Genomic DNA, 13177 nt, shown 5'->3' with positions numbered 1-13177 from the left:
CCCTCGCGATCGCTCGCGAGGGCCCCGGCCCGTGCTGCGCAGGAGGCGGACCTCAGGTGTCGAGGTCGTCGAGCTCGGCGCCGAGGCGCTCCTCCAGGCTGTGGAAGAAGGCGATCACGGTGCTGAGCCCGCACTTGATCGCGCTGTCGATCTGGGAGTCGAGGGCGCCGGCGCGGAAGTCCGCGGCCAGCTCGCCGTAGACGCCGAGGAGCCCCTCGGACTCGCGGCGCACGTAGACCTTCGGCCAGATGCGGTTCATGTTCCACTCGTTGCAGAGCTTGACCATCTCGACCTTGCGCGAGACGTCCACCGAATGGCTCCAGCGGCCGCGGGTCTGCAGCACGCCGAGATCCTCTCCGGTGAGCATGAACTGGAAGCGGTAGTCGTCGAAGCGTGCGCGGACGATCTCCGCGTTCTCATCGTCCTCGACGAAGGCATAGCCATGGCGGGTGAGGCTCTCCTCGAGCCTCGCCATGGTCACAGGGGCCAGACCAGTGGCCGAGTCCGTCCTGACAGGGGACTCGTTCGGTGCAGTCACTTCCCACCTCGGGCGTTGGACGTAGGGCCTGGCAGGCGTGTCCGTGCCAGGATCGCCGATCACCCTACTCCCTCCACCGGGGAACAGGGCAGGGCCCGTGCCCCGGGGCACCCGGTGACACCTCCCACACGACTACAGTGCGGGCTGTGGAGCACAGCGCGCAGGACCCCGTCCCCGCCTCGGCGGACACGCCGCTGATCGCCGTGGTGGGCGCGACCGCGACGGGCAAGTCGGACCTCGCGATCGCCCTGGCCCGGCAGCTCGACGGCGAGGTGATCAACGCCGACGCCCTCCAGCTGTACCGCGGCATGGACATCGGCACCGCGAAGGTCACCCCCGAGGAGCGCGCCGGGGTGCCCCATCACCTGCTGGACGTCCTCGAGGTCACCGAGGAGGCCAGCGTCTCCGCCTATCAGCGCGACGCGCGTGAGGCGATCGCCGCGATCCGGTCCCGGCGCAGGACGCCGATCCTGGTCGGCGGCTCCGGGCTGTACGTGCGCGCCGTGCTCGACGACATCGAGTTCCCGCCCACCGACGCCGCCCTGCGCGAGCGCCTCGAGCAGCGCATCGCGCAGGAGGGGACGGAGGCGCTGCACCGCGAGCTCGCCGCGAGCGACCCCGAGGCCGCCGGGATCATCGGCCCTCGCGACGCGCGCCGGATCGTGCGCGCCCTCGAGGTCGGCGCCCTCACCGGGCGGCCCTTCACCGCCTTCCTGCCCCGCCCCCTGTACGCCGACGCCTCCACCGTGCAGATCGGGCTGCGCCGCGACCGCGCCCTGCTCCACGAGCGGATCGCCGTGCGCGTGGACCGCATGGTCGAGGGCGGACTGCTCGAGGAGATCCGCGCGCTGCGGGAGATGGGACTGGACCGCGGACTCACCGCACGCCGGGCGATCGGCTACGAGCAGGGCCTGGCCGTGCTCGACGGAAACCTCGACTGCGCCCAGGCGATCCAGGACACCGTCACCGGCACCCGTCGACTGGTCCGCAAGCAGGACACCTGGTTCCGTCGCGATGCGCGGGTGCGCTGGCTCGACGCGGACGAGGACGCGGACGGCACCCCCCTCCTCGCGCGGGCGCTCGACGTCCTCGAGGCGCAGGACACAGCGGTCGGCGACGCCCGGCCGTAGGCTTCCGCCATGAGCGCACCCGTCGACTTCACCAAGGGCCACGGCACCGAGAACGACTTCGTGATCCTCGACGACCCCGATGGCCGGCTCCAGCTGGACGCCGCCGGCGTCGCCGCGCTCGCCGACCGTCGTGCCGGGATCGGCGGCGACGGCGTGATCCGCGCCGTCCGCTCCCGCGCCGCCAGGATCGATGTCCCTGACGACGCCCCCGAATGGTTCATGGACTACCGCAACGCCGACGGCTCGATCGCGGAGATGTGCGGCAACGGGGTCCGCGTCCTGGCCGCGCACCTCCAGCGGGCCGGGCACGTGCACGAGGACCGCTTCGCGATCCTCACCCGCGCCGGCGTGCGCACCGTCGAGATCCTCGAGCGGCCGACGGGCCCCGGCGCGCCCTGGCAGGTCCGCGTCGGCATGGGCGCCTCCCGCACGGTCCCGGAAGCGCGCACGGTCGAGATCGCCGGACTGCGCCTGAACGCGACCGACGTCGACATGGGCAACCCCCATGCGGTCGCCTTCCTGCCCGCGGACGCGGACCTCGACGGCCTCGATCTCTCACGCCGGCCCGCCCTGGACCCGGAGCCCGCGGAGGGGGCGAACATCGAGCTGGTCAGCGAGCGCGGTCCGCACCACGTCGCGATGCGCGTCCACGAGCGCGGGGTGGGGGAGACCCGCTCCTGCGGCACCGGCGTCGCCGCCGTCGCGGTCGCCGCGGCGCTGCGCGCCGGGGACGAGTCCCGCACGCCGTGGACGGTGGACGTGCCCGGAGGGCGGCTCGAAGTGGGCTGGACCGAGGAGGGGGAGGTCACGCTCAGCGGCCCCGCCCAGCTGGTCGCCGACGGGACGACCCTGTTGAGCGCCTGAGCGCCTGAGCGCCTGAGCGCCGGCGGAGCGGGTGCGCTGCCGCCGCCCCGTCAGCTCTCGGGACCGATCTCCAGCACCCGGAAGCCCTTCGCGCTCGCCGCCTTGCCGACCTCCCGCGCGGGCAGCAGCTCGCCGAGCCAGCGCGCGAGCGGGTCGGCGCCGAGGTTCTTCCCCACCACCAGCGCGGCGGTGCCCGTCGGCCGCAGACGCGCCGTCCACTCGCGCAGGAGCTCGTGCAGCGCCGGCTTCCCGATGCGGATCGGCGGGTTCGACCACAGGGTGTCCAGGGCGAGATCCCCGGGGATCTCCTCCGGCGCGAGAACCCGCAGGTTCTCCACGCCCGCACGACGAGCGTTCTCGGCGGTGAGCTCGCGGGCGCGCTCGCTGACGTCCACCGCCCACACCTCGACCCCGGGATGCAGCAGTGCCGCCGTCAGGGCGATCGGCCCCCAGCCGCAGCCGAGGTCCACGAGCGTCCCGCCCTCCGGGGGCTCCGCGACCTCGTCGAGCCGGTCCAGCAGCACCGCCGTCGCCTTGTCGAGCCCGTGCCCGCTGAACACGGCGGAGGAGGAGACGAGGTCCAGGTCCCGCCCGGCCAGGCGCACGGACAGCGGGAATCGACGGTCCGGGGCGGAGGGGTTCGCGGTGAAGTAGTGCTCGTCCACCCCCGCAGGATACGGAGCCCCGGCCCCTCACGGCGACGCACGGCGCGGCCCGTGCCCTGTTCCTGGGTGTCCCCCGCGCTCGAGGGGCGTGATCCGACCGTGATCCGGCTCCGCCCAGCGCAAAATCCCTCGACCCGGCCGACGGGACGTGGGATTCTGGGACGACCCCTTCACCCGACCCAGAGGAGTGCCCCGATCGTGCCCATCGCCTTCCATCCCGAACCCGATTCCGACCTCGACGTCGACGGGACCAGCACGGGAAGGACCGGGGCCCTCGAGCACTCTCCCGCAGCGGAGGACCCCGCACCCGTCGGCCCCCGTCGCGACCCGCTCACCGAGCGGATCCTCTCCCGCGGCGACGCCTCCGCCCAGGCCACCACCTTCTCCTCGGAGGCTGACGGCGATCAGTACGACCTCGCCGACCGCCAGGCGCTACGCCGCGTCGCCGGGCTCTCCACCGAGCTCGAGGACGTCTCCGAGGTCGAGTACCGCCAGCTGCGCCTGGAGCGAGTGGTCCTCGCGGGCCTGTACACCAGCGGCAACGCCGACGAGGCCGAGACGAGCCTGCGCGAGCTCGCCGCGCTCGCCGAGACTGCCGGCTCCGAGGTGCTCGACGGGATCCTCCAGCGCCGTGCCCACCCCGACCCCGCGACCTTCCTGGGCAAGGGCAAGGCCGCCGAGCTCGCCGACATCGTCGCCGAGTCCGGGGCGGACACCGTGATCGCCGACGGCGAGCTCGCCCCCGGTCAGCGCCGCGCCCTCGAGGACATCGTCAAGGTCAAGGTCATCGACCGTACGGCCCTGATCCTCGACATCTTCGCCCAGCACGCGAAGTCCCGGGAGGGCAAGGCCCAGGTCGAGCTCGCCCAGCTCGAGTACCTCCTGCCGCGTCTGCGCGGCTGGGGCGAGTCCATGTCCCGTCAGGCCGGCGGCCAGGTGGGCGGCGCCGGGGCCGGCATGGGCTCTCGCGGCCCGGGCGAGACGAAGATCGAGCTGGACCGCCGTCGCATCCGAGACCGGATGGCGAAGCTGCGCCGCGAGATCCGGCTCATGGCCCCCGGACGCGAGGCGCAGCGCGCCGACCGCCGCCGCCACCAGGTGCCGGCCGTCGCGATCGCCGGCTACACCAACGCCGGGAAGTCCTCCCTGCTGAACCGGCTCACCGGCGCCGGGGTGCTGGTCGAGAACGCGTTGTTCGCGACCCTGGACCCGACCGTCCGCCGCGCCACCACCCCGGACGGGCGCGAGTTCACCTTCGCCGACACCGTCGGCTTCGTGCGCCACCTGCCCACGCAGCTGGTCGAGGCGTTCCGCTCGACGCTCGAGGAGGTGGGCGACTCGGACCTGCTTCTGCACGTCGTGGACGCCTCCCATCCCGACCCCGAGGGGCAGGTCACCGCGGTCCGCACCGTGCTCGGCGAGATCGAGGGCTTCGACGTCCCCGAGATCGTCGTGCTGAACAAGGCTGATCTCGCCGCGCCCGAGACCATCGCGCGCCTGCGCAGCCAGGTCGAGGTCAGCGCCGTGGTCTCCGCCCGCACGGGGGAGGGGATCGAGGAGCTGCGCGAGCTGATCGCCGAGCGCCTGCCCCGCCCTGCGGTCGAGGTCGACGTGGTCGTGCCGTACTCCCGCGGCGACCTCGTCTCCCGAGCCCACACCACCGGGGAGGTCCTCGCCGAGGAGCACCTCATGGAGGGCACCCGCGTGCACGCGCTCGTGGACGAGACCCTCGCCGCGGAGATGCGCACCTCGTCCTGAGGCCGCGGTGCGACGGATGACCCCGGAGCCCCGACGATCCGGTGCCGCGGGTGCCCCGGGGATCCCGAGGCCCCGGGCGTCGGGAGATCGGGCACACCGGGGTGCGCCTCGGCGGGTCCCGGTGCCCGCGCGGATACGCTGATCCGATGACCTCCGCACCCGAGCATCCCGTCGCCCCGGCGGCGGCCGACGTCCCGCTGTCGGACCTGATGGATGCCGCGGTCTCCGCCGTCGGGGGCTCGCCGCGCCCCGGCCAGCAGACGATGGCGGAGGCGGTCGACCTGGCGATGTCCGGCGGCCGGCACCTCCTGGTCCAGGCGGGCACCGGCACCGGCAAGTCGCTGGGATATCTGGTGCCCGCGATGCGGCACGCGCTCGTCACCGGGCGCCCCGTGGTCATCTCCACGGCGACGATCGCGCTGCAGACCCAGATCGTGCGCAAGGACCTGCCGCGGCTCGCCGAGGCGCTCGCCCCGCACCTGCCGCGCACCCCCACCTTCGCGCTGCTCAAGGGGCGCGCGAACTACCTGTGCAAGCACAAGATCGCCGGCGGCTACCCGGTCGAGATCGAGCCCGGCGCCCTGTTCTCCGAGGCGTCCTCGGACCCCTCCCGCACCGGCGGCGAGAAGCTCGGCACCCAGGTCAAGCGCCTGCGGGAATGGGCGGAGGAGACCGACACCGGGGACCGGGACTCGCTCGAGGACGCCGTCTCGGACCGTGCCTGGCGTCAGGTGTCCGTCACCGGGAACCAGTGCATCGGCACCTCCTGCCCGATGATCCAGGACTGCTTCGCCGAGCGCAGCCGCGAGCTCGCGCGCGAGGTGGACGTGGTCGTGACGAACCATGCGCTGCTCGCGATCGACTCCTTCGACCGCCACGGCATCATCCCCGAGCACGACGTCGTCGTCTTCGACGAGGCCCATGACCTCACCGCCCGGGTCACCAGCGCCGTCACCGAGGTCCTCAACCCCGGCATGCTGCGCGGCGCGGTGCGGGACCTGCGCGGCCTCGGCGTCGCGGCGACCGCGCTGGACGATGCGGGGGAGGAGCTGCGCGCCGCGCTCGAGCTCGCCCCCGACGGGCGCGTGCTCGGAGACCTGCCCGATCAGCTCGCCGATGCCGTCGGCCACGTCCGCGTCGAGGCGCGCACCGCACACTCGGACGCGAAGGACGCCGGCGACGACTCCTCCGCCGGGGCGCGCAAGACGGTGCGGGCGAACCTGCAGGAGATCATCGACGTGTGCGAGCGTCTGAGCGACCCGGGTGAGGACGACGTCGTCTCCGTCTCCCGCGGGCAGGCGACCGGCCGGGCCTCGCTGCAGGTCGCGCCGCTGAGCGTGGCCGCGGCGATGCGCGGTGCGATCCTCGAGGACCGGACCGTGGTGCTGACCTCCGCGACGCTCGCCCTCGGCGGCCGCTTCGAGCCGGCCGCCGGGGAGGTGGGCCTCGCCCGCCGCGGACGGGTCGCCGAGGACGAGATCCCCGCCGCCGAGGACTCCGGGGCCTGGGCGGGCATCGATGTGGGCAGCCCCTTCGACTACCGCCGCCAGGGCATCCTCTACACCGCCCGCCACCTCCCGCAGCCGGGCCGCGACGGCCCCTCCCCGGCGATGCTGGACCACCTCACCGAGCTGGTGGAGGCCTCGCGCGGGGGAGCGCTGTGCCTGTTCTCCTCGCGCCGCGGCGCGGAGATCGCCGCCGAGCACGTCCGCGCACGGCTGGACCTGACCGTCGCGGTGCAGGGCGAGGACTCCATGGCGAACCTCGTGCGCACCTTCCGGGAGGACGAGGACGCGAGCCTGTTCGGCACGCTCACTCTGTGGCAGGGCGTGGACGTCTCCGGCCGCTCGCTGCGCCTGGTCACCATCGACCGGATCCCGTTCCCCCGCCCGGACGACCCGCTGATGTCGGCCCGGCAGGAGCGGATCGCCCAGCTCGGAGGCAACGGCTTCATGGCCGTCGCCGGCCAGCACGCCGCGCTGCTGCTGGCCCAGGGGGCGGGGCGGCTGATCCGGCGGGAGACGGATCGCGGGATGGTCGCCGTGCTCGATCCGCGGCTGTCGACCGCGCGGTACGGCTCGTTCCTGCGCGAGTCGATGCCGCCGCTGTGGCCGACGGCCGACCCCGAGGTCGCCCTCGGCGCGCTCCGGAGGCTCGCCGCGGATTACTGAGGCGCGCCGCGGGCTCCTGAGGCGCGCGAGCCCGGGTGCTCAGACCGAGCGCAGCACCGCGACGACCTTGCCGAGGATCTCGGCGTGGTCGCCGAGGATCGGGGCGAAGGCCGGGTTGTGAGGCATCAGCCACACGTGGTCGTCGCGCTGCACGAAGGTCTTCACCGTCGCCTCGCCGTCGATCATCGCCGCGACGATCTCGCCCTTCTCCGCGGTGCTCTGCGAGCGGACCACCACCCAGTCCCCGTCGCAGATCGCGGCGTCGATCATCGAGTCGCCGACCACCTGCAGCAGGAAGAGGTCCCCACCGCCGACCAGGCGCTCGGGAAGGGTGAAGACGTCCTCCACCTGCTCCTCGGCGGTGATCGGGATGCCGGCGGCGATCCGTCCCACCAGCGGGACGTTCACCGAGCTGCCGCCGGGCTCGATCTCGACGGGCGGGGCAGGGGCGTCGTCGGCCTCCGGCATCACGACCTCCATCGCGCGCGGGCGCTTGGGGTCGCGGCGCAGGAAGCCCTTGCGCTCGAGGGTCTGCAGCTGGTGGGCGACGGAGGACGACGAGGTCAGACCCACGGCATCGCCGATCTCGCGCATCGAGGGCGGGTAGCCGCGCGCGGCGACGGTCTCGTTGATCGTCTCCAGCACGAGGCGCTGGCGGCGCGTCAGGCCGGCGGTGCGCTCGTCGGCCGGCGCCTCGCCGCGGGCCCGGGTCGGCTTGGGGGTGCTCGGCGTCATCGTGCGGTCTCCTGGCGTCGTCTGTCGGACCCATCGGGTTCCGTTGTCCTCGTGGCCCAGCGTAGGGCGGCACGCGGCGGATGCCAAACATGTGTTCGATGCTCCTCTTGCGTGTCGCGAGCGCCGCGGACTACAGTCGCACAGAGATTCGATCGAACAGGAGTTCGGAGATGCGTACCCATACCGCCACGGTCCTTCCCTTCCCGCGGCAGGACGAGCAGGCCTGCGAGGCCGTCGCTCGACCGCGTGTTCGACTCGAGCCGACCCGCCGCGGGCGGCGCCTCCTCACGGGCGTCGCCTTCCTGCTCGGCCTCGCGGTCGCCGCGATCGCCCTCCTCGCGCTCGACCTCCCCGCCGCCCTCGCCGGCACCGAGTCCGCCCAGCCCGCCGTGATCACGGTCGAGGCGGGCGACACCCTCTGGGACTACGCCGCCGAGCATGCCCCCGAGGGCATGGGCGAGGCCGAGTTCGTCGACGAGGTCCGCAGCCTCAACCATCTGCCCACGGGCCGGATCACCGCCGGTCAGCAGCTCGAGCTGCCCGTGCTGGAGGATGCCTCGCGCTGAGCGGGGGTCATACCGGTACCCTGAGCGGATGCACTGTCCGTTCTGCCGCCACCCCGATTCGCGCGTCGTCGACTCGCGCACGTCCGACGACGGTGCGACGATCCGGCGCCGCCGTCAGTGCCCCAGCTGCTCGCGACGCTTCTCCACCTCGGAGACCGCGTCGCTGTCGGTCCTCAAGCGGTCCGGGGTGAGCGAGCCCTTCAGTCGGGCGAAGGTCATCTCCGGCGTCCGCAAGGCGTGCCAGGGCCGTCCGGTCAGCGATGATCAGCTGGCCCTGCTCGCCCAGCGGGTCGAGGAGACCATCCGGCTCAGCGGGCAGGCGGAGATCGACGCCCATCAGGTGGGCCTGTCGATCTTGCAGCCGCTCCAGGAGCTGGACCTCGTGGCCTACCTGCGCTTCGCGAGCGTCTACCAGGACTTCGACTCCCTCGACGACTTCGAGGCCGCGATCGCGCGGCTGCGCGCCGAGGGCTCCCAGGTGCAGGGGGCGACCTCCGGGGGCGGCGCGACGGGCTGAGCGCCGTCCTCGGTCTGCCCGGATCCGTAGAGATCCCTGGACATGGTGCAGGAGGGGGCCGGACTGTGCTTAAGATATTCCTCGTGCACCGACGAGGTGCGCATCAGATCGGCGGTCGTGGAGGGGAAGCCACGGCCGCCGATCGCCGTCCCGGGGCCTTGAGGTCCCGGGGGCGTCGGCGGAGGGCTCAGCCCGCCATGCCGGCCGGGAGCTCCCGTGAGTGGACCACCCCGAGATGCTGCGTGGAGCGCGACATCGCGACGTAGAGGTCGCCCGCGCCGTGCGCGTCGATCAGCTCCGCCGGCTCCACGATCACGACGATGTCGAACTCCAGGCCCTTCGCGTCCTGCGCCGTCATCACGGCGACCTCGTCGTCGACACCGGCCGAGCCGATGCCGACCGACGGCACGGTCTCGAGGGAGTCGATCGCGGCGGCGAGATCGCGGAGGCGCTCGGCCGCGGCGATGACGGCGATCCGTCCCGGGAGGCGATCGTGCACGCGGCGCACCGCCTCGGCGCTGCGCGCGGTGAGCTCGGCGGGGGAGACCTGCTCGAGCAGCGGGTCCTCCTCGCCGTCCCGGACCGAGCTGACCTCGGTGACCGGCAGCGAGTGGGCCTGTGCCATCGCGACCGCGCGGTCCATGATCCGGCGCGGGGTGCGGTAGTTGACGGTCAGGTGCTCCACCTGGAGCCGGTCCTGGATGTAGGGGGACAGCGCCGCGGTCCAGGAATCGGTGCCGCCGGCGGAGGAGGTCTGCGCGACGTCGCCCACCACGGTGAAGGACTTGGTGGGGGCGCGGCGCATGAGCGCCCGCCAGCTCATCGGGGAGTGCTCCTGCGCCTCGTCGACCACGACATGGCCGTAGGTCCAGGAGCGCTCGGAGGAGGCGCGCTCGGCGAGGGTGCGGCCGTCGCGGATCTGCCCGACCTGATCGGCGAGGTCCTCCGCCCGGACGATGCCGGAGGTGTCGATGTTCTCGATGACCTTGCGGGCGTACTCCACGTCCGCCCGGCGTCGCTCGGCGTCGTCCCTGGCCTTCGCCTCGGCCGGGGCGGCGTCCTCGCCGAGAAGCTCTGCCACCTCGTCCAGCAGCGGCACGTCCTCGACCGTCCAGGGCGAGTCCTTGGGGCGCACCAGCAGGTCGACCCGACCGGCGAGGGAGCGCGGCGCCGCTGCCCGCAGACGGTCGGGACGCGCGAACAGGATCCGCAGGAAGCCCTGCGGGGTGTAGGGGAGCCAGGCCAGGTTCAGCTGCCGCTTCACCTCGGGGTCGTGGCGGAGGTCGGAGAGCAGATCCGGTCGGTCCTCCGGCACGATCGTGGAGCCCTGCGCGACGAGCGCGCGCTCGTACGCCTCGACCAGACGGTCCATCGCCGCGCGGACGAACACGGCGCGGGCCGCGTTGTGGGGCTTGTGCGTGGCGCGGGCCTCGCGCCGCGCGGCGCGGAGCATGTCCCGGGTGAGCACGAGCGGCGTGCCGTCGATCCGCAGCCTCACGTCCTTCTCGGGGATCGCCTGTCGCTGCTTGACCGCGCGGGAGAGCAGCTCCGCCATCGCGGCATCGCCCTTGAGTCGCGCCACGTCGTCGGCGTCGTGGGAGAACGTCTCGACCCCGGGGAACATCTCGCCCGGCGTCATCATCACGACGCCGGACTCGCCGAGGCTGGGCAGGACGCGTTCGATGTAGCGCAGGAACCCGGGAGTGGGCGCCATGATCAGCACGCCCGTGTGCTCGAGCCGTCGGCGGTGGGTGTACAGGAGGTAGGCGGCGCGGTGCAGGGCCACGGCGGTCTTGCCGGTGCCCGGTCCGCCCTGGACCACGAGCACGCCGCGGTTCTCGGAGCGGATGATCCGGTCCTGCTCGGCCTGGATGGTCGCGACGATGTCGCCCATCCGGCCGGTGCGCGTGCCGGAGACGGCGGCGAGCAGCGCCCCCTCGCCCTGGAGGACCACGTCGTGGTCCCCATCCTCGAGCACGCTCTGGTCCAGCACGTCGTCCTCGAGGCCGACCACGGTGCGGCCGCGGCTGATCAGGTGCCGGCGCAGGCGCACGTCGAGGCGCTCGGTGCTGGTCGCGCGGTAGAAGGCGGCGGCGGCCGGGGCGCGCCAGTCCACCAGCAGCTGTTCGCGCTCGGGGGTGAACAGGCCGATGCGTCCGATGTAGTGGCGTGCGGCGTCGTCCATGTCCAGTCGTCCGAAGACGACGCTGCGGGACACGGAGCGCAGCAGGGCGAGGCGGTCCTCGTAGAGAGCCATGAAGGAGTCGCGCTCGGAGCGGTTCTGGTGGGTCGAGGCCTGCTGCGACCCCTGGATCCGGTCGAGGTTCCGCTCGACGTGGGTGATCAGCTCGTCGACCCGGGCGTAGAGGAGATCGGCGTACTCCTGCTCCCGGGCGATCTCCCGAGCGACCTGCTCCTCGGCCTCCCGAGCGACCTGCTCCTCGGTCCCGTCCACTGGTCTGCCCCCTCCGGTCGCTGCTCCTCCTGCCGCGCACTCCCGGGCGGACCCGGGGTCGGCGAGGCACGGTGGTCCATTATGGTGGACCCGCCTGGATGCGTGTGCCATCAGGTCACCGACATCTCCACGGCAGCGAGGGAGGAGAGCCCGATGCGCGATCCCCGAGATCTGTACCGCTTCGAGTCGACCGAGGTCCTCGAGGCGGTGCCCCGTTCCGGACTCACCCTCGTCCACGCCCTGCCCGGCATGGTCGACGCCGGCAACGCCTGCCGCATCGCCGCCGACTACCTCCGCGACGAGCTGCGCCACCTGCGCCTGGTCTCCTTCGAGACCGACGAGCTGCTGGACTACCGCGGCTCCCGCCCCCAGGCAACCTTCGACGGCACCTCCTTCTCCGAGGTCACGATCCCGGAGATCACACTCTGGCTGATGTACGACGAGAGCGACCGACCCTTCCTCTTCCTCGACGGTCCGGAGCCTGACCTGCAGTGGAAGAGGCTCGCCGAGGCGCTCATCGACCTCGTGGAGTACTTCGAGGTGGAGCGGGTGGTGGGCATGCAGGCCGTGCCGATGGCGGTCCCGCACACCCGGCCGATCGGTCTGTTCGCGCACGCCAACGACCCCTCGCTGCTGGGTCGGCCCGGCACGCGCCCCACGCCGGCGCCGGGCACCGACCCCTCAGAAGGGGAGGAGGGCTCCTCCGAGCTCGTGATCCCCGCCGCTTTCAGCTCCCTGCTCGAGAACCGGCTGGGGAGGGCCGGGCATCCGGCCATGGGCTACGCCGCCCAGATCCCGCACTACCTCACCCGCACCGACTTCCCCGCCGGCGCTCTCGCGCTGCTGCGTCGGGTGAGCGACGCCGCCGAGCTCGACCTCCCGCTCGTGCACCTCGGCGACCTCACCGACGCCGCGACCGTCGCGCTGCAGGGCACTCTCGCCCAGAACGGCGAGGTCCACCAGATCGTCAGCGCCCTCGAGGAGCAGTACGACGCGATGAGCGAGGGGGAGGACCGCTCCCCGCTGGCGACCACGCTGGACCTGCCCACGGCCGAGGAGATCGGGGAGCACTTCGAGCGCTTCCTCGCGGACCACGAGGAGGACCCGGGCGACGGGACGCGGGACGGCTGAGCCCCCCTGGGCCGACTCGAGGGAGCCGTCGATCACAGTTCGTTATGTCTTCGTGATCAGGTGTTCGCCATCGACGTGTGAAGCGGGCCACGGTCGTGTCAGAATGGTCGCGTTGCGGTGATGCAGTTCCAGCAGGAAAGTCCGTCGACGGTGCCTCCGGCACAGCAGTACGGCACGCACCATTGCGCCACCCGCTCCGGCGGGGGACGGCTTCACGCGGCACCGCGATCGCGTCGTGCGATCGATGATGGACGACACAGAAGGTGACAGGTATGGCACAGGGCTCGGTCAAGTGGTTCAACGCCGAAAAGGGCTACGGATTCATCGAGATCGACGGAGGCGGCGCAGACGTCTTCGTGCATCACAGCAAGATCGACATGGACGGCTACCGCGCCCTCGACGAGGGTCAGCGTGTGGAGTTCGAGGTCAGCCAGGGGGACAAGGGCCCGCAGGCCGAGCAGGTCCGCCCGCTCTGACCACGGAACTCCCGTGAACCCACGGACCGGGCAGGAGCATCGCGCTCCTGCCCGGTCCGTCGTCCTCGGGGGATGATCCGCACGTCCGACGGCGCGGTCGACGGCACAGCGCCGCGCAGTCCCCCGCGGCGTGCGGCCCTCGTGGTGCGGCCCTCGCGCCGGGGCCGTGCC

12 protein-coding genes are annotated in these 13177 nt (G+C 72.8%); 8 read left to right on the top strand and 4 right to left on the bottom strand.

All coding sequences use genetic code 11. The annotated features are described in order from the left end of the window. Positions 1-52 precede the first annotated feature (52 nt). Positions 53-475, bottom strand: a complete 423-nt coding sequence (locus tag HMPREF3159_RS12210) for a type III secretion system chaperone family protein (RefSeq protein ID WP_141748210.1) — start codon at positions 473-475, stop codon at positions 53-55. 209 nt (positions 476-684) lie between these two features. On the opposite strand from HMPREF3159_RS12210, the gene miaA reads away from it, so the two are divergent. Next, complete coding sequence (miaA, locus tag HMPREF3159_RS12205) at positions 685-1668, top strand: tRNA (adenosine(37)-N6)-dimethylallyltransferase MiaA (RefSeq protein WP_070501252.1); 984 nt, start codon at positions 685-687, stop codon at positions 1666-1668. Between the two features lie 9 nt (positions 1669-1677). Next, complete coding sequence (gene dapF / locus HMPREF3159_RS12200; protein WP_070501251.1) at positions 1678-2532, top strand: diaminopimelate epimerase; 855 nt, start codon at positions 1678-1680, stop codon at positions 2530-2532. A gap of 50 nt (positions 2533-2582) precedes the next feature. On the opposite strand, the gene HMPREF3159_RS12195 is transcribed toward dapF, so the two are convergent. After that, a complete protein-coding gene (locus HMPREF3159_RS12195; RefSeq protein WP_070501250.1) occupies positions 2583-3197 on the bottom strand; it encodes a class I SAM-dependent methyltransferase in 615 nt (204 codons plus the stop codon). Positions 3198-3395: 198 nt separating this feature from the next. On the opposite strand from HMPREF3159_RS12195, the gene hflX reads away from it, so the two are divergent. After that, a complete protein-coding gene (gene hflX, locus HMPREF3159_RS12190) occupies positions 3396-4955 on the top strand; it encodes a GTPase HflX (protein WP_070501249.1) in 1560 nt (519 codons plus the stop codon). 146 nt (positions 4956-5101) lie between these two features. Next, positions 5102-7126 carry an ATP-dependent DNA helicase gene (locus HMPREF3159_RS12185; protein ID WP_070501248.1) on the top strand — a complete coding sequence of 675 codons (2025 nt, stop codon included), beginning with the start codon at positions 5102-5104 and terminating at the stop codon, positions 7124-7126. 39 nt (positions 7127-7165) lie between these two features. On the opposite strand, the gene lexA is transcribed toward HMPREF3159_RS12185, so the two are convergent. Beyond that, positions 7166-7861: a transcriptional repressor LexA gene (lexA, locus tag HMPREF3159_RS12180; RefSeq protein ID WP_070501247.1), complete on the bottom strand. Its 696-nt coding sequence runs from the start codon at positions 7859-7861 to the stop codon at positions 7166-7168. A gap of 170 nt (positions 7862-8031) precedes the next feature. On the opposite strand from lexA, the gene HMPREF3159_RS12175 reads away from it, so the two are divergent. Next, positions 8032-8427 (top strand): LysM peptidoglycan-binding domain-containing protein, encoded by a 396-nt coding sequence (locus HMPREF3159_RS12175; protein ID WP_070501246.1) that lies wholly within the window; start codon positions 8032-8034, stop codon positions 8425-8427. Positions 8428-8455: 28 nt separating this feature from the next. Next, a complete protein-coding gene (gene nrdR / locus HMPREF3159_RS12170) occupies positions 8456-8944 on the top strand; it encodes a transcriptional regulator NrdR (protein ID WP_070501245.1) in 489 nt (162 codons plus the stop codon). 187 nt (positions 8945-9131) lie between these two features. Here nrdR and HMPREF3159_RS12165 read toward each other — a convergent pair whose 3' ends face one another. Continuing rightward, positions 9132-11399: a HelD family protein gene (locus tag HMPREF3159_RS12165; protein ID WP_070501244.1), complete on the bottom strand. Its 2268-nt coding sequence runs from the start codon at positions 11397-11399 to the stop codon at positions 9132-9134. A 153-nt stretch (positions 11400-11552) separates the two neighbouring features. Here HMPREF3159_RS12165 and HMPREF3159_RS12160 point away from each other — a divergent pair, with 153 nt between their 5' ends. Both HMPREF3159_RS12160 and HMPREF3159_RS12155 read left to right on the top strand, forming a co-directional pair. Continuing rightward, positions 11553-12530 (top strand): proteasome assembly chaperone family protein, encoded by a 978-nt coding sequence (locus HMPREF3159_RS12160; protein WP_070501243.1) that lies wholly within the window; start codon positions 11553-11555, stop codon positions 12528-12530. Between the two features lie 272 nt (positions 12531-12802). Continuing rightward, positions 12803-13006: a cold-shock protein gene (locus HMPREF3159_RS12155; RefSeq protein ID WP_010551414.1), complete on the top strand. Its 204-nt coding sequence runs from the start codon at positions 12803-12805 to the stop codon at positions 13004-13006. The last annotated feature ends 171 nt before the right edge of the window (positions 13007-13177 follow it).

This window comes from Brachybacterium sp. HMSC06H03 (genome assembly GCF_001807385.1).
Classification (GTDB): Bacteria; Actinomycetota; Actinomycetes; order Actinomycetales; family Dermabacteraceae; genus Brachybacterium; species Brachybacterium conglomeratum.
Note: the sequence above shows the minus strand (reverse complement) of the source record. Positions and strands in the feature narration are given on the sequence as shown.

Bases quoted from the DNA above. Each gene is read 5' to 3' on its own strand.
- dapF (WP_070501251.1), top strand. From the start codon at position 1,678: ATGAGCGCACCCGTCGACTTCACCAAGGGCCACGGCACCGAGAACGAC.
- HMPREF3159_RS12155 (WP_010551414.1), top strand. From the start codon at position 12,803: ATGGCACAGGGCTCGGTCAAGTGGTTCAACGCCGAAAAGGGCTACGGA.
- lexA (WP_070501247.1), bottom strand. From the start codon at position 7,861: ATGACGCCGAGCACCCCCAAGCCGACCCGGGCCCGCGGCGAGGCGCCG.
- nrdR (WP_070501245.1), top strand. From the start codon at position 8,456: ATGCACTGTCCGTTCTGCCGCCACCCCGATTCGCGCGTCGTCGACTCG.
- HMPREF3159_RS12160 (WP_070501243.1), top strand. From the start codon at position 11,553: ATGCGCGATCCCCGAGATCTGTACCGCTTCGAGTCGACCGAGGTCCTC.
- HMPREF3159_RS12185 (WP_070501248.1), top strand. From the start codon at position 5,102: ATGACCTCCGCACCCGAGCATCCCGTCGCCCCGGCGGCGGCCGACGTC.
- HMPREF3159_RS12210 (WP_141748210.1), bottom strand. From the start codon at position 475: ATGGCGAGGCTCGAGGAGAGCCTCACCCGCCATGGCTATGCCTTCGTC.
- HMPREF3159_RS12175 (WP_070501246.1), top strand. From the start codon at position 8,032: ATGCGTACCCATACCGCCACGGTCCTTCCCTTCCCGCGGCAGGACGAG.